Source organism: Streptomyces telluris (assembly GCF_024519335.1).
In the GTDB taxonomy this organism is placed as follows: Bacteria; Actinomycetota; Actinomycetes; order Streptomycetales; family Streptomycetaceae; genus Streptomyces; species Streptomyces telluris.
Window position 1 is genome coordinate 45966 of sequence record NZ_JANIID010000012.1, and the last position, 22850, is coordinate 68815.

General features: G+C 70.4%; 2 protein-coding genes. One reads left to right on the forward strand and one right to left on the reverse strand.

The window, feature by feature from the left end; translation table 11 throughout:
• Positions 1 to 518: 518 nt before the first annotated feature.
• Positions 519 to 3794 carry an AfsR/SARP family transcriptional regulator gene (locus NQU55_RS15485; protein ID WP_256790724.1) on the forward strand — a complete coding sequence of 1092 codons (3276 nt, stop codon included), beginning with the start codon at positions 519 to 521 and terminating at the stop codon, positions 3792 to 3794.
• Between the two features lie 41 nt (positions 3795 to 3835).
• Here the strand turns inward: NQU55_RS15485 and NQU55_RS15490 are convergent, their stop codons facing one another.
• The gene (locus NQU55_RS15490; RefSeq protein ID WP_256790725.1) at positions 3836 to 22789 is read right to left on the reverse strand and encodes a non-ribosomal peptide synthase/polyketide synthase; all 18954 of its coding nucleotides are present in this window, start codon (positions 22787 to 22789) and stop codon (positions 3836 to 3838) included.
• Positions 22790 to 22850: the final 61 nt, after the last annotated feature.

Sequence of the window (22850 nt, forward strand, 5' to 3'; positions counted from 1 at the left end):
TTTGCGGGCCGCGGAGAACTCGCCGCCCTGCTCAGGAGTTCCGCACAGGGCGTCCCTGATCAATGCGGATTTTGCCTTATCCGAGGATTCCCCCGGCTCTCCATTCGGGGATCCGTCCCCTATCACAACTGTTCTGGTCGGTCGTCGAGTTAAAGATATCCGACGTCGGGTTCATCATGGCGGTGCAGCAGGAGGTGGCGCGAATGCCTCTTGCGAGGGAACTGCGAAAACATTATTCCGCTGGGAGTGTTGAGCGTCCGATCGGTACTCCCTCCGCCGCGGTGGCCGAAAGCGGTCGCATCTACGGATCATGACGTCGAGAAGCATGGCTTCTGCACGTACAGCGTGGTCACATGAGGAAAAGGAGCCGTTCAACGGCTAATGCGTGATGGGTTATTGAGGGGTGTCCTGTGGTGGTGCCAGTTACGCGTGGGGCCCGTGTGCAGGTGCTGGGGCCGGTGCGATGGGTTCCTGCCGGGGGATCGGCCGTCTCCCCGGGGGCCCCTGGGCCGCAGGCCGTGTTCACCGCCCTGGCGCTGCGGGCCGGGCACCTCGTGTCCGTCGACCAGCTGGTCGACGACCTCTACGACGACGAACCGCCCGTCACCGCACGCCGCGTGATCGTCAACTACGTCCACCGCCTGCGATCGCGGATCGACGCCGCCGATCCGTCCGCCGCCTCCGTCACCTCCGCCGCCTCCGGCAGCGAGGCCGGGGCCGTCCGGCCGGAGGCGGGCCGTGCGGCGTCGGTCATCGAATCGGTCGCCGGCGGCTACCGGCTGCGGCTGCCGAGCGAGGCCGTCGACGCCCTGAGGTTCGTCGACCTCGTCGAGCAGGCCCGGCCGGCCATCACGGGAGGAGCGCCCGCGACGGCCGTGACCCTCCTGGAGGAGGCACTGGGCCTGTGGCAGGGATCGACGCTCGCCGGCGTGCCCGGCCCCTACGCCGACGCCCAGCGACGCGCCTTGGAGGAACAGCGGGCGACGGCCACCGAATGCCATCTGGAACTCATGCTCCAGTGCGGGCGGCACATGGCCGCTATCCCCGGCGTCCTCGCCGCCCTGGAGATCCACCCCTACCGGGAACGGCTGTACATCACGCTGATGCTGGCCCTCTACCGGTCCGGCCGCAGCGCCGAGGCCCTCGCCGCGTACGACCGGGCCCGGACGGTGTTCGCCGGGGAGCTGGGCATCGACACGGGATCGGAGCTCAAGGAGCTCCATGCGGCGGTGCTCGCCGGGGACCCCGCGCTCCTGGAGATCCCCGCCCCGGCACCGGTCGGCATCCGCAGGCCCGACCCGGCAACCGGCGACACCCAAAAGACCGACGACACCGTCCCCCGCCAGCTCCCGCCGCCGCCCGCCGACTTCGTCGGACGCGACGAGGAGATCACCCGGCTGACCACGGCGCTCACCGAAGGTGATGACCACGCTGTGGCCGTCGTGACCGGAATGGGAGGGGTCGGGAAGACCTCGCTGGCCCTTCGGGCCGCGCACGCCGTGGCATCGCACTTCCCCGACGGCCAGTTGTACGCCGAGCTGCGCGGAGCGGACGGGGCCCCGAACGATCCGGCGGACGTCCTGGAACGCTTCCTGAGCGCCCTGGCCGTCCCGCCCGGCCGCATACCCCCGCGGGTCGACGACCGGGCAGCCCTCTTCCGTACCCTCGCCTTCGACCGCTCGATGCTGATCGTCCTGGACAACGCGGCCGGCGCCGAACAGGTCCGGCCCCTGCTGCCCGGTGCGCCGCACACCGCCGTCCTCGTCACGGCCCGCGCCCTCGCCTCCATACCCGCCACGCTCCGGCTTCCCCTGGGAGGGCTCAGCGGCGCGGACGCCTTCGCCCTGCTGAGCCGGCTCGCCGGGCAGGCCCGGATGGAGCGCGAACCGCAGTCGGCCTCGGCCCTGGCGCGCGCGTGCGGCCACCTGCCGCTCGCACTGAGGGTCACCGCGGCCCGGCTGGCGGCCCGGCCGTCCTGGACGGTCGCGGAAATGGTCTCCCGGCTCTCGGACGAGGTCCGGCTGCTGCGCGAGCTCCGCGTGGAGGACCTGTCCGTCGAAGCGGCCTTCGAATTGTCGTTCGCCCAGCTGAATCCGGAGCAGACCCGGGCGTTCCTGATGCTCTCCCTGCCGCACAGCCTCGACTGGGGCGTCTCCTCCGCGGCAGCGGTCCTGTGCCTGCCGGAGCTGGACGCCGAGACGGTCCTGGAGACCCTCGTGGACGCCGCGCTGCTGGAGTCACCGGCCCCCGGCCGCTTCCGCTACCACGACCTGGTCGGCGTCTACGCCCGATGCAAGGCGCACGCCGAACTGACCGAGGACGAGCGCCTCGACGCCGTCCTCCGGGCGGTCGACCACGCCGCCGCCTGCATCGTCAACGCCGTACGGGCCACCCACCCGCTGGGCGGCCCGCTGACGCGCGAAGCCCATCCACGACGCTCCCGGGGCGCCGACCTGAGCGTACGGGCCGAGGCCGTCGAATGGGTGCGCCGCGAGGTGCCGACACTCGCCGCACTGGCCGAACAGGCCGCGACCACCGGCTCCCCGGACGCCGTCGCCCACGGCGTGGACATCCTCGCCCTGCTCCCCGCCTTCGAGGAGACGCTGCCCCTGGCGGTCGCGGTACGCGCGGCCATGGAGCTCGTCCCCGCGGCCGAACGCTGCTGCGACGAGGACGTGACCGGCACGGCCTACTACGCGGCCGGAGTGCTCCACCGCAACCGGGCCTCGTCCAGCCGCGCCGAGCACTACCTGACCCGGGTACTCGACTACCTCGGGGACTCGCCCACCCTCACCGACGGCGCCCGGCGCTTCCTCTGCGTCCTGTTCGCCCTGTCGATGCTGTCCGACCTGCACCTGCAGTGCGGCCACTTCGACTCCGCACGCCACTACGGCCGACGAGCGGTGTCCCTGGCCGAGACGACGGGCGACCACGGACTCGTGCAGCGGAGGCGCACGGTCCTGCTGCGCATCGAGGTCCGCGACCCCCGCCGCCGCATGGACCTCACCCGCATCAGGAAGGAATGCCGGGCCCTCGCAACCGAGTTCACCAGGAGCGGCGACCGCGAGTCGTTGTTCGCCGTACGCCTGGCAGAGGCCGAGAGCTACTTCCAGGAGCGGCAGTACACGCACGCGGCGCGGCTCTACGGTGACGTCCTCGAGCGGATACGGGTCAGCGGCCGGATCCGGACCGAGGCGGAGTGCCGCTACCGGCTGGCCGAGACCCTGCTGGCCACGGGGGACACCGCCGCCGCCCTGGAGGAGGCCTCCCAGGCCCTCTCCGCGGCCCTCCTGGCCCAGGAGAACCTGCTCATGGCGCGCAGCCACCGGGTGCTCGGCAGGGCCCTGCGCGCGGTCGGGGACGGGGCGGCGGAGGAACACTTCGCCGCGGCGGCCAGTCTCCAGTACGAACTGGGGCTCGGCACCGCCGGACACGAAGCGGGCCACCGTCCGGATCCGGCCCCGGCCCCGGCTGCGACTGCGGCCCCGCCCCCGGCCTCGGCCCCGGACCCGGGATCCCGCCCGGGCCAGGATGCAGGACACCGCCATGACGGGGGTGCGTCGTACCGCCCGGACCGGGAGGCGGGACACCGTCCGGACCGGGAGGCGGGACACCGCCTGGGCGGGGGCCCGGGACACCATCGCGACCCGGACCCGGACCCGGACCCGGACCCGGACCCGGACCCGGACCCGGGCCACTGCCTCGACCCGGCCCCGGGACACTACCGAGACCCGGGCACGGGGTACCGCCTCGACGGGAACCGGGGATACCGCCCCGGGCCGTCGGCCGGCTGACCGGACGCCCCAGCCGGCCGACGGCACCACCGCCCGCCTCGCTACGGCTGCCGTTCCCCGCCGCACCAGGCGGCGACGACCGGGCCGAAGGCGGCCAGGTGAACAGGTTGGGTCAGCTCACCGTGGAGCCCCGCCACTTGGTACACGTGCACCTCTCCCGTCACATGGGCCGCCCACGCGTCGGGCTTGAGCGCCTCCTCCGGCTTTCCCTCGGTGGCCTCGATCAGGAGCACGTCCCCCCGGAAGGTCCGGGGCGTGAAGGCGTCCTGCATCGCCGCGTTCTCCGTGAAGACGCGCGTCACCGCCTCCAGCTTCCCCGCGCCCAGCAGCGCGAGCGGGCTGTCGGGCGCCGCGGCCGCGTCCGGATCGTGGCCCAGCGACTCGAAGACCGCCAGCACGGTGGCGGGGTCCCGGGGGTTCTGCAGGCCCGGAAGTTCCGGGCTCGTAGCGGCGGGAGCGTCGGCGGGCCCGTTCGGGTAGCTGTCCATCAGGACGAGGGCCGTCACCTCCTCACCTTCCTCCTGCAGGCGGACGGCCAGCTCGTGCGCCACGATGCCGCCGAAGGACCAGCCGAGCAGCGCGTACGGGCCGTGCGGCTGCACGGACCGGATCGAGGCCAGGTAGTCCTTCGCCATCTCCTCGACGCTCCGCGGCGCCGCGGTCTCATCGGTGAGACCGCGGGCCTGGAGGCCGTAGACGGCTCGGCTCGGATCCAGGTGACGCAGCAGCCCGGAGTAGACCCAGCTGATGCCGGCCGCGGGATGGACGCAGAAGAGCGGCGCGGATGCCGTGCCCCCGTTCCCGTTCCCACTACTGTCCCGGTCCCGGTCCCCGTCTCCGCCATTCGTCCCCTTGCGCAGGGGCAGCAGCGCGGAGAGCGGGTCGTGACCGCCCCCGGCGGCCAGCCGTTCGGCCAGGCCCGCGACGGTCGGCGCGTCGAACAGGTCACGGATGCCGATCTCCGCGCCGAGCGCCGTACGGGCCCGGCTGACCAGCTGGGCGGCCTTGATGGAGTGCCCGCCCAGGAGGAAGAAGTCGTCATCGATGCCGACGGCCGGGACGGACAGGACCTCGGCGAACACCTCGCACAGCACCCGCTCCTCGACGGAGCGCGGACCGCGCCCGCCCGGCTCGCCCCCGGCCTCCGGTGCCGGCAGCGCGCGGTGATCGAGCTTCCCGTGCGGGGTCATCGGCAACGCGTCCAGGACGACGACCGCCCCCGGAACCATGTGCCGCGGCAGCAGCCCGGACAGGTACCGGTGCAGATCAGCCGGTCCGACCGCGAGCGCAGTGTCCTGCCCGGGTTCCTGCCCGGGCTCTTGCCCGAGGACGGCGTAGGCGACGAGTCGTACGTCGCCGGGCCGGTCTTCGCGGGCGATGACGGCGGCCTGGACGACGGCTTCGTGGCCGGTGAGAGCGGCGGCGATTTCGCCGGGTTCGATACGGAAGCCGCGGATCTTGATCTGGTCGTCGGCGCGGCCTATGTATTCCAGGACGCCATCAGAGGTCCAGCGGGCGAGGTCTCCGGTGCGGTACATGCGCTCACCGGGGGCGCCGAAGGGACAGGCGACGAAACGCTCCGCCGTCAGACCCGCACGGTTCACGTACCCGCGCGCCAGTCCCGCGCCCGCGATGTACAGCTCGCCGACCACACCGGCAGGCACCACACCCAGCCCCGCATCCAGCACGTAGGCCCGGTGGTTGCCGAGCGGCCGTCCGATGACCGGGCGCTCGTGCCCGTCCACCCGCGCGTACGTGGTGTAGACCGTGCACTCGGTGGGGCCGTAGGTGTTGTACGTGACCGTGCCCGATGCCCGGCCGAGCTCCGACCACAGCGCCTCGTCCACCGCCTCGCCGCCGATCTCCAGGAAGGAGGGGCGGGAAGGCCGGTCGTCCGCGAGCAGCCCCAGCTCCAGCAGCTGCCGGCAGTACGTCGGTGTCATCTCCATGTAGTCGATGCCCGCCGCCGCGGCGTACGCGACCAGGGCCTCGGGCGAACGGCGCGTCTCGTCGTCCACGAGGTGCAGCTCGTGACCGGCCACCATCCAGAGCAGCGGGCTCCACGCGGCGTCGAAGGTCGTCGCCCCCGTCAGCGCGGCACGCAGGGGACGCCCGTCCGGAACCGCCGGTGAGTGTACATGTTCGTGTGCGTCCGCGTACACGGCACCGATGTGCTGGTGGAAGAGGTTGGTCAGGGCCCGGTGCTCGACCAGTACGCCCTTCGGACGGCCCGTCGACCCCGAGGTGTAGACGATGTATGCAGGGTCGCCGGGGCTCAGCGGCGCGGTGCGCTCGCCGGGCGCGAGGTTGCCGCCCGGCTGCCGGTCCACGGAGTCGCGGACAGTGGGGTCGTCCAGCCGCAGCACCACGGTCGGCACGGTCGGCTCCCCGGGAACCGGTGTCAGTCTCTCGGCCCCGTGGACGTCGGTGAGCAGGACGGACGGCACGGCATCGGCCAGCATCAGCCCGATGCGGTCGGCCGGGTACTCCGGATCGACCGGGACGTAGCAGGCACCGGCCTTCATGACGGCCAGCTGCGCCACGACGAGCTCGGCCGAGCGCGGCAGCAGCACCGCCACGGGGCCACCGGGGCCCACCCCCGTGCCGAGCAACAACCGGGCCAGCCGGTTCGCCCGCGCGTTCAGCTCCGCGAAGGTGACGGCCGTACCGTCGGCCACCAAGGCGGTCGCCCCCGGCGTCCGCTGCGCATTGCCCTCGAAGACCTCGGGCAGCAGCCGGGCGTCCGGCAGGGCGCGAACGGTGTCGTTCCAGCCGGTGACGATGCGGTCCCGCTCGCCGGCACCCAGCAGCTCGACGGCGCCGATGGGGACTTCCGGATCCGCCGCTACGCCTTCGAGGATCAGCCGCAGCCGGTCCGCCATCGAGCAGGCGGACGCCCGGCTGAACAGGTCCGCGGCGAACGCCACCGAACCACTGATCCCCGTCGGAGTCCCGGTGGCGTCGCGCCCCTCGGAGAAGGTGAAGTCGAGGTCGAACTTGGGCGCGCCCGCCCCGAACGGCTCGGCTTCCAGGGCCAGCCCCTCCAGGTCCACGGTTCCTTCGGTGTTGTTCTGGAGGACGAGCATGGTCTGGAAGAGAGGGTGGCGTGCCGCTGACCGGTCGGGGTTGATCTCCTCGACCAGTCGCTCGAAGGGGACGTCCTGGTGGGCGAAGGCGCCGAGGTCGGTGTCGCGGACGCGTGCGAGGAGCTCGGTGAAGGCGGGGTTGCCGGAGGTGTCGGTGCGGAGGACGAGGGTGTTGACGAAGAAGCCGACGAGGCCGTCGAGTGCTTCGTCGGTGCGTCCGGCGACGACGGTGCCGAGGGGGATGTCGGTGCCGGCTCCGAGGCGGGTCAGGAGGGTGGCGAGGCCGGCTTGCAGCACCATGAAGAGGGTCACGCCTTGCCTACGGGCCAGGCCGTCCAGGCGGGTGTGCAGGTCGGCATCGAGTGCGAACTCCACCAGCCCGCCCGCGTGACTGGCTGCGGCAGGGCGTGGGCGGTCGGTCGGGAGTGCCAGTTCCTGGGGTGCGCCGGCGAGCGTCTTCGTCCAGTAGGCGAGCTGATCGTCGACGATTTCGGTGAGCAGGTCCCGCTGCCAGAGGGTGTAGTCGGCGTATTGGACCGGCAGTGGTTCCCAGGGCGGGGGGTTTCCTGTGGAGCGTGCTTGGTATGCGGTGGCGAGGTCGTTGAGGAGCGGTCGCTCGGACCAGCCGTCGCTGGCGATGTGGTGGAGGGCGAGGACGAGCACGGATTCAGGATCGGTTTCGGTCTCGGTCTCGGTCTCGGGCTCGGACGTGATGGTGGTTTTGGCGATGAGGGTGAGCAGCGTGGCTCGGAGGGGGATTTCCGTCTCCAGGTCGAACGGGGCGAACGCTGTTTCCGAGATGCGCTCCGCGAGCTGTTCCTCTCCGCACGCCGCCACCGTGAGCTTCAGATGTACCTCCTGGGGAGACAGCACGTGCTGCCGGGGTTGGCCGTTGGTGGCGGGGAAGGTGGTGCGGAGTGCTTCGTGGCGGGTGATGACGTCGTTGAGCGCTGCTTGCAGGGCGGGCACGTTGATGTGGCCGTGGAGTCGGTAGGCGAAGGGTGCGTTGTAGGTGGCTTGCTGTTCGAAGCGTTCGAGGAACCAGAGGCGGTGCTGGGCTGAGGACAGGGGCAGGGGCTCTGGGCGTTGTGCTGTGCGGAGGGCTGGGCGTGCGGCGGCCGCGCCGTCGAGTCGTTGCACCAGGCCGGCGACGGTCGGGGCGTCGAAGAGGTCACGGATGCCGAGTTCTGCGCCGAGTGCGGTGCGGATCCGGCTGATGAGCCGCGTCGCCAGGAGCGAGTGACCGCCCAGGACGAAGAAGTCGTCGTCGATACCCACAGCCGGGATCGACAGAACCTCCGCGAAGATCCCGCACAGGATCTCCTCCGTAACGGAACGCGGCCCGCGACCACCCACCTCACTTCGGACCTCGGGTACGGGGAGGGCGTGGCGGTCGAGCTTGCCGTTCGCGGTGAGGGGCAGGGCGTCGAGGAGGACGACTGCGGTGGGAACCATGTGGCGAGGGAGCAGGGCAGCTGTGTAGCGCCGCAGTTCTTCGGGGTCGGGTGTGTGGTGCTCGGCGGGGACGGCGTAGGCGACGAGTCGTACGTCGCCGGGCCGGTCCTCGCGGGCGATGACGGCGGCCTGGACGACGGCTTCGTGGCCGGTGAGGGCCGCGGCGATTTCCCCTGGCTCGATGCGGAAGCCGCGGATCTTGACCTGGTCGTCGGCGCGGCCGATGTATTCGAGTGTTCCGTCGGTGGTCCAGCGGGCGAGGTCTCCGGTGCGGTACATGCGCTCACCGGGGGCGCCGAAGGGGCAGGCGATGAAGCGCTCCGCCGTCAGACCCGGACGGCTTACGTACCCGCGCGCCAGTCCTGCGCCGGCGACATACACCTCGCCTACGACGCCCGCCGGGACCGGGTGCAGTCTGCGGTCCAGGACATAGGCCCGCTTGTTGCCGACGGGGCGGCCGATGGGGAGTTGGCTTGCCGTGAGGTCGTGGGTGGTGATGGTGTGGCAGGTGGTGAAGCCCATGCTTTCGACGGGTCCGTAGCCGTTGCCCACGCGCAGGCCGGGGAAGAGTTCCAGCACCTTGGCTACGTGGGCGACCGATCCGGCTTCTCCGCCGGTGAAGGCGATGCGTATGCCGCGGAAGGCGTCGGAGTACTCGTCGACGAGGTGGTTGAAGAGGCTTGCGGAGAGCTGGAGCATGGTGACGCCGTGCTCGGCCACCAGGTGCTCGATGGCGGCGGGTTCGGGGCTCTGTCCGGGCTGGAGGACGCATGTCGCGCCGTGGAGAAGGGCACCGAAGAGTTCCAGTGCGAAGCCGTCCCAGGAGACGGGTGAGCATTGCAGGAACACTTCACTGGGGCCGAAGTCGGCGTAGTCCTGGCCGAGGTAGGTGCCCAGCAGGGCACGGTGCGACGAGGCGACACCCTTCGGGCGCCCTGTCGAGCCCGAAGTGAACATCACGCACGCCACATCATCCGCACGCACATCATGGACTCGGGTTGCCGTGCCGGGCTGCTCGGTCAGCGCATCGACGCACACGGTCGCGGCGCCGAGAGCAGAAAACGCCCCGTGGAGTCGGGTGCGGGTGATCACCAACCGCACATCTGCCTCGGAGAGGACGCTCGCCACCCGTTCGGCGGGGAATTCCGGGTCCAGCAAGGTGTATCCGGAGCCGGCTTTGAGGGTGGCCAGGAGTGCCACCACCATGTCCACCCCGCGCTCAAGATGGATGCCGATGACCGCGCCCGCGTCCACCAGCCACGGCACGAGCCGGTCGGCCCGCTCGTTCAGCTCGGCGTATGTCACGCGCTCGTCTCCGAAGACCAGCGCAACGGCCTCGGGAGTGTGCCGTACCTGTTCCTCGAAGACCTCGTGGAGCGTCCGATCCAGAACTTCCGGCGCCACCCGGTCCGTGTCGTTCCACACCGACACGATCGTCTTCCGCTCGTCGGAGCCGAGCAGCTCGACCGATCCCACGGTCGCCTCGGGGTCAGCGGCAGCACCGGTCAGCAGGCGCACCAGCCGATCCGCCATCGCCTGCGCCGACGACCGGTCGAAGAGATCCGTCGCGAACAACAGGTCCCCACGGATTCCGGACGGATGCCCGGCAGCATCCTGCTGCTCCACGAAGGCGAAGTTCAGATCGAACTTCGCCGGAATCGAACCGACCGACTCCGACTCCACGGTCAGGTCATCGAGCGCGATGCTTCCTTCGGCGTTGTTCTGGAGCACGAGCATGACCTGGAAGAGCGGGTGCCGGGCCGCCGACCGGTCAGGGTTGATCTCCTCGACGAGGCGCTCGAAGGGAATGTCCTGGTGGGTGTAGGCAGCGAGGTCGGTGTCGCGGATGCGCGTGAGGAGTTCGGTGAAGGACGGATCGCCGGACAGGTCCGTGCGGAGGACGAGGGTGTTGACGAAGAAGCCGACGAGGTCGTCCAGGGCCTCGTCCGACCGTCCGGCGACGACGGTGCCGAGGGGGATGTCGGTGCCGGCGCCGAGCCGGGACAGGAGCGCGGCGAGGCCTGCCTGCAGCACCATGAAGAGGGTCACGCCTTGCCTGCGGGCCAGGTTTTCCAGGCGGGCGTGCAGGCCGGCCTTGAGCTCGAACTCGACGAGACCGCCCTCGTGGCTCGCCGCAGGAGGCCGGGGCCGGTCCGTGGGGATGTCCAGTTCCTGGGGCATGCCGGCCACGGTCCGCCGCCAGTAGGCGAGCTGGTCGTCCAGCACCTCGCCCAGGAGTTCCTCGTGCCAGAGGGTGTAGTCGGCGTACTGCACCGGCAACGGCTCCCACACCGGAGCCTCACCCGCGCACCGCGCCCGGTACGCCGTGGCCAAGTCCTCGAACAGTGGCCGCTCGGACCAGCCGTCGCTCGCGATGTGGTGCAGCGTGAGGACGAGCATGGACTCGCTCTCACCGAGGCGGAACAGCGCGATCCGAATCGGGAGCGCCGTCGTCAGATCGAACGCCGCGAAAGCCGCCTCCGCGATCCGCTCCGCGAGCTGCTCCTCCGGGCACTCCAGCACCGTGAAGTCCATGGGCAAGTCGTCGGTGTCCAGGACCAGCTGCTGCGGTTCGCCCTCGACTGTGGGGAAGATCGTGCGGAGTGCCTCGTGGCGGCTGACGACGTCTGCTACTGCGGCTCGGAGGGCCTGCACGTTGACGTGGCCGTGGAGCCGGTAGGCGAAGGGCGCGTTGTAGGTGGCTTGCTTCTCGAATCGTTCGAGGAACCACAGGCGGTGTTGTGCCGAGGAGAGCGGGAGCACCTCGGGGCGTTCTCGTGCCGTGAGAGCTGTGCGGGCGTCGTCTGTCGCTGTACGCAGTCGTTGGGCGACTGCGGACACGGTGGGGTTGCGGAAGAGGTCGCGGATGCCGAGTTCTGCGCCGAGTACGGTGCGGATGCGGCTGATGAGGCGTGTGGCGAGGAGGGAGTGCCCGCCGAGGGCGAAGAAGTTGTCTTCCGTTCCGACGACGGGAGTGCCGAGTACCTCGGCGAAGAGGCCGCAGAGGATTTCCTCCTGTGCCGAGCGAGGGCCCCGCGTACCGAGCCGCTCGGACCGCTCGGCCTTCGTCTTCGCCTCCTCTTCGGCTCCGTCCTCGCCGGCCGCGAGCGCGGACCGTAGCTGCTCGGCTCGTGCCAGGCAGGCCCGCTCCGCCTCCACCGACTCGAATACCCGCAGCGATCCGATGGGAGAGTCCGGATCCGCCGCCGCAGCTTCGAGGGCCAGCTGCAGCCGATCCGCCATCAGCTGCGCCGTCGCCCGGTCGAACAGGCTCGTGGCGAACAGCACCGTTCCCCTGATGCCGAGGGGGAGCCCGGCACTGCTGCGGTCCTCCACGAAAGTGAAGTCGAGGTCGAATTTCGAGAGGACCGAACCGAAGGGCTCGGCTTCCACCGTGAGCCCGGGGAGAACCAGCTCGCCTTCGGTGTTGTTCTGGAGGACGAGCATGGTCTGGAAGAGCGGATGGCGTGAGCTGGTCCGGTCGGGGTTGATCGCTTCCACGAGGCGCTCGAAGGGGACGTCCTGGTGGGCGAAGGCGCCGAGGTCGGTTTCGCGGACGCGTGCGAGGAGTTCGGTGAAGGACGGATCGCCGGACAGGTCCGTGCGGAGGACGAGGGTGTTGACGAAGAAGCCGACGAGGTCGTCCAGGGCCTCGTCCGACCGTCCGGCGACGACAGTGCCGAGCGGGACGTCACTGCCCGCGCCCATACGGGAGAGGAGGGCGGCCAAGGCGGTCTGCAGGACCATGAAGAGGGTGGCGCCGTGGCGGCGGGCCAGGTCGTCCAGGCGGGTGTGCAGGCCGGCATCGAGAGTGAACTCCACCAGCCCGCCTGCATGGTCGGCTACGACGGGGCGTGGGCGGTCGGCCGGGAGTGCCAGTTCCTGGGGTGCGCCGGCGAGCGTCTCCGCCCAGTAGGCGAGCTGGTCTTCCAGGACGTCGTCCAGGATTTGCTGGTGCCAGAGGGTGTAGTCGGCGTATTGGACCGGCAGTGGTTCCCAGGGCGGGGGGTTTCCTGTGGAGCGTGCTTGGTATGCGGTGGCGAGGTCGTTGAGGAGTGGTCGCTCGGACCAGCCGTCGCTGGCGATGTGGTGGAGGGCGAGGACGAGCACGGATGCGGGTCCGAGCTCGGGTTCGGCTTCGTTGCCGAGGGTGAACAATGTGGCTCGGAGGGGGATTTCCGTTTCCAGGTCGAACGGGGTGAATGCTGTTGCCGATATCCGATCTGCGAGCTGTTCCTCTGTGCACGCCGTCACGGTGAGGTTCACGTAGGCGGCATCCGTGTCGAGGATGTGCTGCCGGGGTTGGCCGTTGGTGGCGGGGAAGGTGGTGCGGAGCGCTTCGTGGCGGGTGATGACGTCGTTGATGGCCGATTGGAGGGCCGGGATGTTGATGTGGCCATGGAGTCGGTAGGCGAAGGGCGCGTTGTAGGTGGCCTGCTTTTCGAAGCGTTCGAGGAACCAGAGGCGGTGCTGGGCTGAGGACAGGGGTAGGGGCTCGGGGCGTTGTGCTGTGCGGAGGGCTGGGCGCGCGGCGGCCGCGCTGTCGAGTCGTTGCACCAGGCCGGCGACGGTCGGGGCGTCGAAGAGGTCGCGGATACCCAGCTCTGTACCGAGTGTGGTGCGGATGCGGCTGATAAGGCGTGTGGCGAGGAGGGAGTGTCCGCCGAGGTCGAAGAAGCTGTCGTCGAGGGTGATGTTCTCGATGCCGAGGATTTCGGTGAACAGGCCGGCCAGGGTCTGTTCCTGTTCGGTTTGCGGCCGGCGTCCTTCGGCCGATGCCGTGTAGTGGGGTGCGGGGAGGGCGTGGCGGTCGAGTTTGCCGTTCGGGGTGAGGGGCAGGGCGTCGAGGAACACGATGGTGGCGGGGACCATGTGGCGGGGGAGTAGGGCGGCGAGGTGGCGGCGCAGTTCCGCCGGGTCGGGTGTGTGTTGTTCCGCCGGGACGGCGTAGGCGATGAGTCGTACGTCGCCGGGCTGGTCTTCGTGGGCGATGACGGCGGCTTGGACGATGGCTTCGTGGCCGGTGAGGGTGGCGGCGATTTCGCCGGGTTCAATGCGGAAGCCGCGTATTTTGATTTGGTCGTCGGCTCGGCCGATGTATTCGAGTGTTCCGTCGGTGGTCCAGCGGGCGAGGTCTCCGGTGCGGTACATGCGCTCACCGGGGGCGCCGAAGGGGCAGGCGACGAAGCGCTCTGCCGTCAGGCCCGGACGGCTTACGTACCCGCGCGCCAGTCCCGCGCCGGCGACGTAGAGCTCGCCTACGACGCCTGCCGGCAGCAGGTGGAGACCACTGTCCATGACGTAGGCGCGTTTGTTGCCGATGGGGCGGCCAATGGGCAGTTGCGTCCCTGTCAGGTCGTCGCGGGTGATGGTGTGGCAGGTGGTGAAGCCCATGCTTTCGACGGGTCCGTAGCCGTTGCCCACGCGGAGGCCGGGGAAGAGTTCCAGGATCTTTGCGACGTGGGCGACTGATCCGATTTCTCCGCCGGTGAAGGCGACGTGCACGCCGTGGAAGGCGTTGGGGTATTCGTCGACGAGGTGGTTGAAGAGGCTTGCGGAGAGCTGGAGCATGGTGACGCCGTGCTTGGCCACCAGGTGCTCGATTGCGGTGGGTTCGGGGCTCTGTCCGGGCTGGAGGACGCACGTTGCGCCGTGGAGAAGGGCACCGAAGAGTTCCAGTGCGAAGCCGTCCCAGGAGACGGGTGAGCATTGCAGGAACACTTCACTGGGGCCGAAGTCGGCGTAGTCCTGGCCGAGGTAGGTGCCCAGCAGAGCGCGGTGTGACGTTGCGACGCCCTTGGGGCGTCCCGTCGAGCCCGACGTGAACATCACGCACGCCACATCATCCGCACGCGCATCACGGACCACGGTGTTGCTCGGTGCATCAGCCAGGGCGTCGACACACACCGCCGAGACGTCCAGGCGAGTGAGCGCATCAGAGAGGCCAGTACGCGTGACCACTGTGCGCACGTCAGCTTCGGTGAGGACGCCTGCCACCCGTTCGGCCGGGAACTCCGGGTCCAGCAGGGTATATCCCGCACCGGCCTTCAGTACGGCCAGCAGGGCGACCACCATGTCCACTCCGCGCTCCAGGCGGATGCCGATGATCGCGCCGCCACCCACCAGCCGCGGCACGAGCCGGTCGGCCCGCTCGTTCAGTTCCGCGTAGGTGACACGTATGCCTTCGAAGACCAGCGCTGTGGCGTCCGGCGCCTGCTGTGCCTGCTCCTCGAAGACCTCATGGAGCGTCCGGTCCAGGGCTCCCGGCGCCACCCGGTCCGTGTCGTTCCACACCGACACGATGCGACGCTGCTCACCGGCGTTCAGCAATGCGAAGGAGCTGATGGGAGCCGCAGGATCCGCGGCCGCTCTCGTCAGCAGGCGCGCCAGACGATCGGCCATCGCCTGCGCCGAGGACCGGTCGAAGAGCTCCGTCGCGAAAACAAGCTCCCCGCGGATGCCCGTCGGGTGGCCGGCACCGCTCCGCTCTTCCGTAAAAGTGAAGTTCAGATCGAACTTGGCCCGGGTCTCCTCGACCCGGTGAGGCTCGGCCGACGCTCCGGGCAGGTCGAGCCGGCCTTCCGCGTTGTTCTCCATGACCAGCATGGTCTGGAAGAGGGGGTGTCGTGCCGCTGACCGGTCGGGGTTGAGCTCCTCGACCAGTCGCTCGAAGGGCACGTCCTGATGGGCGAACGCTGCGAGGTCCGTCTCGCGGACCCGTGTCAGCAGCTCACCGAACGCAGGGTCGCCGGACACGTCCGTGCGGAGCACGAGCGTGTTGACGAAGAAGCCGACGAGGTCGTCAAGGGCCTCGTCCGAGCGGCCCGCGACGACGGTGCCGACGGGGATGTCGGTTCCGGCTCCAAGGCGGGACAGGAGTGCGGCGAGGCCCGCCTGCAGCACCATGAAGAGGGTCACGCCGTGCCGACGGGCCAGGTCGTCCAGCCGCGCATGCAGTTCGGCGTCCAAGTCGAAGTGGACCGCGTCACCCTGGTGACCGGCGACGGCCGGCCGGGGGCGGTCGGTCGGAAGGTCGAGCTCTTGCGGGGCGCCGGCGAGAGTGTCCGTCCAGTACGCGAGCTGGTCGTCGAGTACCTCGTCCAGGAGTTCCCGGTGCCAGAGGGTGTAGTCGGCGTACTGCACCGGCAACGGCTCCCACGCCGGAGCCTCGCCCGCACACCGTGACCGGTACGCCACCGACAGGTCGTCCATGAGGGGGCGCTGGGACCAGCCGTCGCTCGCGATGTGGTGCAGCGTCAGCAGCAGGGTGCAGTCGTCCTTGCCGGTGACGAAGAGCGCAACCCGCAGCGGGAGCGACTTCTCCAGGTCGAACCCGGCGAAGGCCGCTGCCGACACCCGTTCCGGGAGCTGCTCCTCCGTGCACTGCTCCACAGTGAAGTCCACTCGCACGTCCTGCGGAGGCAGTACGTGCTGGCGCGGCTCGCCTTCCACGCCGGGGAAGGTCGTACGGAGGGCTTCGTGACGGTGGACAACATCTGTTATTGCGGCTCGGAGGGCCTCCACGTCGATGTGGCCGTGGAGCCGGTAGGCGAAGGGCGCATTGTAGGCGGCGGCTTGCTTTTCGAAGCGTTCGAGGAACCACAGACGGTGCTGGGCCGAGGACGGCTGCAGCACCTCGGGGCGTACTCGTGCCACGAGTGCCGTGCGGGCGTTGCCCGTCGTTGCCTGGAGGCGTTGGGCGACTCCGGACACGGTGGGGTTGCGGAAGAGGTCGCGGATGCCCAGTTCGGCACCCAGCACCGACCGGACGCGACTGATGAGACGTGTGGCGAGGAGGGAGTGTCCGCCGAGGGCGAAGAAGTTGTCGTCTATGCCGACGACAGGAGTGTCGAGTACCTCGGCGAAGAGACCGCAGAGGATCTCTTCCTGTGCCGAGCGCGGGCCACGGACACCGGGCTGCTCGGCTCTCGCCGCATCCTCGGTCTTCGCCTGCACCAGCCCGGACCGTGTCTGTTCGGCTCGCGCCAGGCAGGCCTGCTCCGCCTCCACCGACTCGAATACCCGCAACGACCCGATCGGTGTCTCCGGGGCGTCGGCGACCCCCTCCAACACGCGCACCATCCGGTCCGCGAGGAGCTGCACGGTCGACTGGTCGAACAAGTCCGTGGCGAACTCCAGACCGCCGCGGATGCCCGCCGGCCGTCCTTCGGAGTCCCACTTCTCTTCGAACTCGACGTTCAGGTCGAACTTCGCCGGAGACGCGTGAACCGGTTCCCGTGCCGTCGCGAGGCCTGGCAACTCCAGTTCACCGGCCGCATTGTTCTGCAGGGTGAGGAGGATCTGGAAGAGCGGGTGGCGAGAGCTGGAGCGGTCGGGGTTGATTGCCTCCACCAGGCGATCGAACGGAGCGTCCTGGTGCGCGAACGCGGCAAGATCGGTGTCGCGGACCCGTGTGAGGAGGCCGCTGAAGGCCGGGTTGCCGGAGGTGTCGGTGCGGAGGACGAGGGTGTTGACGAAGAAGCCGACGAGGCCGTCGAGTGCTTCGTCGGTGCGTCCGGCGACGACGGTGCCGAGAGGGATGTCGGTGCCGGCTCCGAGGCGGGTCAGGAGGGTGGCGAGGCCGGCTTGCAGCACCATGAACAGGGTCGTGCCGTGGCGGCGGGCCAGGCCGTCCAGACGGGTGTGCAGGTCGGCATCGAGCGCGAACTCCACCAGCCCGCCCGCGTGACTGGCTGCGGCAGGGCGTGGGCGGTCGGTCGGGAGTGCCAGTTCCTGAGGCGCACCGGAGAGTGCCCCAGCCCAGTAGGCGAGCTGGTCTTCCAGGACGTCGTCCAGGAGTTCCTGGTGCCAGAGGGTGTAGTCGGCGTACTGCACCGGCAGCGGCTCCCAGAGCGGTGCGCCGCCTGCGCACCGGGCCCGGTACGCGGTCGCCAGGTCGTCGAGGAGCGGCTCCACGGACCAGCCGTCGCTCGCAATGTGGTGCAGGGTCAGGAGCAGCACAGACTCCGCGTCCTCCGCGCCACCCACCGTGGCCAGCGTGACTCTCAGCGGGATCTCCCGCTCCAGGGCGAACGGGACGAGCGCCGCCTCACCGAGCCGCTGCGTCAGTTCCTCGTCGTCGGCGCACTGCAGCACCGTGAAGTCCACGTGGGCGTCGCAGGCGTCGAGTATCCGCTGATAGGGCTGACCGTCGATGGCGGGGAACACCGTACGCAACGTCTCGTGCCGGCCGACCAGATCACCGATCGCCGCCCGCAGAGCATCGACATGCACCCGGCCCCGCAGCCGGAAGGCGAGCGGAACCTGGTACGTGCCCTGCTTCTCGAAGCGCTCCAGGTACCACAGCCGCTGTTGCGCGGACGACAGCCTCAGCGTCTCCGGACGCGCCCGGGCTGTCAGTGCCCTGCGGACCTCGCCCGGTGCGGCAGGCAACCGGTCGGCGATTCCGGCGACCGTCGGATACCGGAAGAGGTCGTGAATGCCGAGTTCTGCGCCGAGTGTGGTGCGGATGCGGCTGATGAGGCGGGTGGCGAGGAGGGAGTGTCCGCCGAGGTCGAAGAAGCTGTCGTCGAGGGTGATGTTCTCGATGCCGAGGATTTCGGTGAACAGTCCGGCCAGGGTCTGTTCCTGTTCGGTTTGCGGCCGGCGTCCTTCGGCCGATGCCGTGTAGTGGGGTGCGGGGAGGGCGCGGCGGTCGAGCTTGCCGTTCGCGGTGAGCGGCAGGGCGTCGAGGAACACGACGGCAGCGGGGACCATGTGCCGGGGGAGGAGTTCTGCCACGTAGCGGCGTAGCTCCGCCGGGTCGGGTGTGTGGTGTTCGGCGGGGACGGCGTAGGCGACGAGGCGGATGTCGCCGGGCTGGTCTTCGCGGGCGATGACGGCGGCTTGGACGATGGTTTCGTGGTTGGTGAGGGTGGCGGCGATTTCGCCGGGTTCGATGCGGAAGCCGCGGATCTTGATTTGGTCGTCGGCGCGGCCGATGTATTCGAGTGTTCCGTCGGTGGTCCAGCGGGCGAGGTCTCCGGTGCGGTACATGCGCTCGCCCGGGGCGCCGAAGGGGCAGGCGATGAAGCGCTCCGCCGTCAGACCCGGACGGCTTACGTACCCGCGCGCCAGTCCCGCGCCGGCGACGTAGAGCTCACCTACGACACCGGCGGGTACGAGACGCAGGTTGTCGTCGACTACGTACGCGCGCTTGTTGCCGATGGGGCGGCCAATGGGCAGTTGCGTCCCTGTCAGGTCGTCGCGGGTGATGGTGTGGCAGGTGGTGAAGCCCATGCTTTCGACGGGTCCGTAGCCGTTGCCCACGCGGAGGCCGGGGAAGAGTTCCAGGATCTTTGCGACGTGGGCGACTGATCCCACCTCTCCGCCGGTGAAGGCGACGTGCACGCCGTGGAAGGCGTTGGGGTATTCGTCGACGAGGTGGTTGAAGAGGCTTGCGGAGAGCTGGAGCATGGTGACGCCGTGCTCGGCCACCAGGTGCTCGATGGCGGCGGGTTCGGGGCTCTGTCCGGGCTGGAGGACGCACGTTGCGCCGTGCAGCAGTGCGCCGAACAGCTCCAGTGCGAAGCCGTCCCAGGACACGGGTGAGCATTGCAGGAACACTTCACTGGGACCGAAGCCAGCGTAGTCCTGGCCAAGGTAGGTGCCCAGCAGAGCGCGGTGTGACGCTGCGACGCCCTTGGGGCGTCCCGTCGAGCCCGACGTGAACATCACACACGCCACATCATCCGCCCGCACGTCACGCACCCGACTCATGACCGCACTGGGGGCATCCGCCAGGGCGTCGAGACACACCGCCGACACGTCCAGGCGAGTGAGCACATCGGAGAGACCGGTGCGGGTGACCACTGTGTGCACGTCAGCTTCGGTGAGGACGCCTGTCACCCGTTCGGCCGGGAACTCCGGGTCCAGCAGGGTGTATCCCGCACCGGCCTTCAGCACGGCCAGCAGGACGACCACCATGTCCACCCCGCGCTCCAGGCGGACACCCACCACCGCGCCGGCGTCCATCAGCCACGGCACGAGTCGGTCCGCCCGCTCGTTGAGCTCGGCGTACGTCACGTGCTCGTCTCCGAAGACCAGCGCAACGCCCTCGGGAGCCTGCTGCGCCTGCTCCTCGAAGACCTCGTGGAGCGTCCGATCCAGGACTCCCGGCGCCACCCTGTCCGTGTCGTTCCACACCGACACGAGCGTGTTCCGCTCGTCGGCGGCGAGCAGTTCGACCGATCCCACGGTCGCCTCGGGGTCAGCGGCAGCACCGGTCAGCAGGCGCACCAGCCGATCGGCCATCGCCTGCGCCGACGACCGGTCGAAGAGATCCCTCGCGAACACCAGCTCCCCGTCGATGCCACCCGGGGCGCCGGCGCTGTCCCGCTCCTCGGTGAAGGCGAAGTTCAGGTCGAACTTCGCCGGTGCCGCCTCGATGGTCTCCCGGGCCGCGGTCAGCTCCGGAAGATCGAGCCGGCCTTCCGAGTTGTTCTGGAGGACGAGCATGGTCTGGAAGAGGGGGTGCCGTGCCGCTGACCGGTCGGGGTTGATCTCCTCGACCAGTCGCTCGAACGGCACGTCCTGGTGGGCGAACGCTGCGAGGTCGGTCTCCCGGACCCGCGCCAGCAGCTCGCCGAACGTCGGATCTCCCGCCAGGTCCGTGCGGAGCACGAGCGTGTTGACGAAGAAACCGACGAGGTCGTCCAGGGCCTCGTCCGACCGTCCGGCGACGACGGTGCCGACGGGAATGACGGTGCCGGCGCCGAGCCGGGACAGGAGCGCGGCGAGGCCCGCCTGCAGCACCATGAAGAGGGTCACGCCGTGCCGACGGGCCAGGTCGTCCAACTGCGCGTGCAGCTCGGCGTCCAGGCTGAAGCGGATCACACCGCCCCGGTGACCGGCGACGGCCGGACGGGGCCGGTCGGTGGGAAGGCCGAGCTCTTCCGGGGCGCCGGAGAGCGTGCCCGTCCAGTACGCGAGCTGGCCGCCCAGCACTTGCTCCAGGTGCTCCTGGTGCCAGAGGGTGTAGTCGGCGTACTGCACCGGCAACGGCTCCCAGGCCGGAGCCTCGCCCGCACACCGCGCCCGGTACGCCACCGACAGGTCCTCGAACAGCGGCCGCTCGGACCACCCGTCGCTCGCAATGTGGTGCAGGGTCAACAGCAGCACGTACTCGGCGTACTCAGTGCCTTCCGCGCCCTCAGTGCCTTCCGCGCCCTCAGTGCCTTCCGTGCCTTCCGCGCCCTCCGCGTCGCCCACGCTGAACAGGGTGACCCGCAGCGGCAGGTCCCGTTCCAGGTCGAACCCGGTGAACGCCGCCTCGGCGACATGCTCCGCCAGCTGCTCCTCCGTCGACTCCACCACGGTGACGTCCACGCGCGCATCCTGCGGGGGCAGTATGTGCTGGCGCGGCTCGCCGGCGGCCCCCGGGAACACCGTCCGCAGCGCCTCGTGGCGGCCCACCACGTCCGCCACCGCGGCCCGCAGGGCGCCGACGTCGACCCGGCCCCGGAGCCGGAACGCCAGAGGAAGGTTGTAGGCCGCAGGCTGCGCGAAGCGTTCCAGGAACCACAGCCGGTGCTGCGCCGAGGACAGCGGCAGTACGTCCGGGCGCACCCGCGCGGTCGGCGCCGGGCGCGCCCGCTCCGCACCGGAGAGCCGTCCGGCGAGCTCCGCCACCGTCGGTGCCTCGAACACCATCCCGACCGGGATCTCGACGCCGAGGGCCGCCCTGGCCCTGCTGACGAGCCGCGTCGCCAGGAGGGAGTGGCCGCCGAGGTCGAAGAAGCCGTCGTCGATCGTGACCTCGCCGACGCCCAGCACGTCCGCGAACAGGCCGGCGAGGGCCTGCTCCTGCGCGGTCCGCGGGGCGCGCCCGCCGGCGGACGCCCGGTACTCCGGCGCCGGCAGGGCGCGGCGGTCGAGTTTGCCGTTGGGGGTGAGCGGGAGGGCGGGGAGCGTCACGACCGCCGACGGCACCATGTACGCGGGGAGGACGGCGGACACCTGCTCGCGCAGCTCCGCCGGGTCCGGCAGGCCGGTGCCGGCCGGTACGACGTAGCCGACCAGGCGCTGGTCGCCCGGCTCGTCCTCGCGGAGCACGACCGCCGCCTGGGCGACGGCAGGGGATCCTAGGAGCGCCGCCTCGATCTCGCCGAGCTCGATCCGGAAGCCGCGCAGCTTCACCTGGTCGTCGGTCCGGCCGAGGTATTCCAGGTCTCCGTCATGGTTCCACCGTGCGAGGTCGCCTGTGCGGTACATGCGGGTGCCCGGGCCGCCGAACGGGTCCGCGACGAAGCGTTCGGCGGTCATGGCGTGCTTGTTCCGGTACCCGTGCGCGAGGCCGTCGCCGGCGATGTACAGCTCTCCGGTCACTCCGGGCGGGACCGGCTGCAGGCCGCCGTCGAGCACCCGCACAAGGGTGTTGGCGATCGGACGGCCGATGACGACCCGGTCCCCGACCTTCGCCCGCGTCGAGTAGATCGTCGTCTCGGTCGGCCCGTAGAGGTTGGTCACGTCGGCGGCCGACTCCCGCAGGAGCGCGGCCAGGTCCGCCGGCAGCGCTTCGCCGCCCACGACGACCCGCAGGCCGCGCAGGGCCTCGGGGGCCTGCGTCACCAGCCCGCGCCACAGGCTGGGGGTGGCTTCCGCGATCGTGACCTGTCGGCGGGCCAGGAGGGCGGCCAGGGCCCGCGGGTCCCGCGCGGTATCCCGCTCGACGAGGACCACGGCGGCCCCGGAGATCATCGGCAGGTAGAGGTCCAGCCCGGCCATGTCGAACGCCACCGACGCCATCGCGGCCCAGCGGTCGCCCTCCTCCAGCCGGAACCACTCGGCCATCGAGGTGAGGAAGTTGACCAGCGCCGCCTGGCCGACGAGGACGCCCTTGGGGCGCCCGGTCGACCCCGAGGTGTAGATCGCGTACGCCGGTTGCCGGAGCCGGTCGGTGACCGCCGGCGGGGCCGCCGCGCGGCGGTCCGCCGTCTCGTCCAGGACGAGCACGGGGAGCACGGGGAGGGCGGGCAGGGCTGCTGCCACGTCGCTGTGCGTGACGACGAGTGCCGGGTCGGCGTCGCCGAGGATGTAGGCGATCCGCTCCGCCGGGTATTCCGGGTCGACCGGCACGTACGCCGCGCCGGACTTCATCACCGCGAGCAGCGCCACCATCAGGTGGGTCGTGCGGGGCAGCAGGATGCCGACGAAGCGGCCCGGGCCCGCTCCGCGCTCCACCAGCAGGTGGGCCAGGCCGTTCGCCCGTGCGTCGAGTTCCGCGTACGACAGCGTGCCGTCCTCGCACACGACCGCGGGCGCGTCGGGCGTCCTGGCCGCCTGCGCCGCGAACAGCTCCGGCAGGGAGAGCCCGGCCGGTTCGCGTACGGGGCCGTGGGACCAGCGCGTGAGCCGCTCCCGCTCGGCGGGCGTCAGGGTGCCGGGCCCGCCGACCCGCCGGTCCGGGGCGGCGGCCGCCGCGGCCTCGCTCGTCTTGTCGTCCGGGTGGTTCATGACGCTCCTCTGTGCCGTTCGCGATGGGTCGTACAACTGGCCGGGGTCTTCCTGGAGGTGG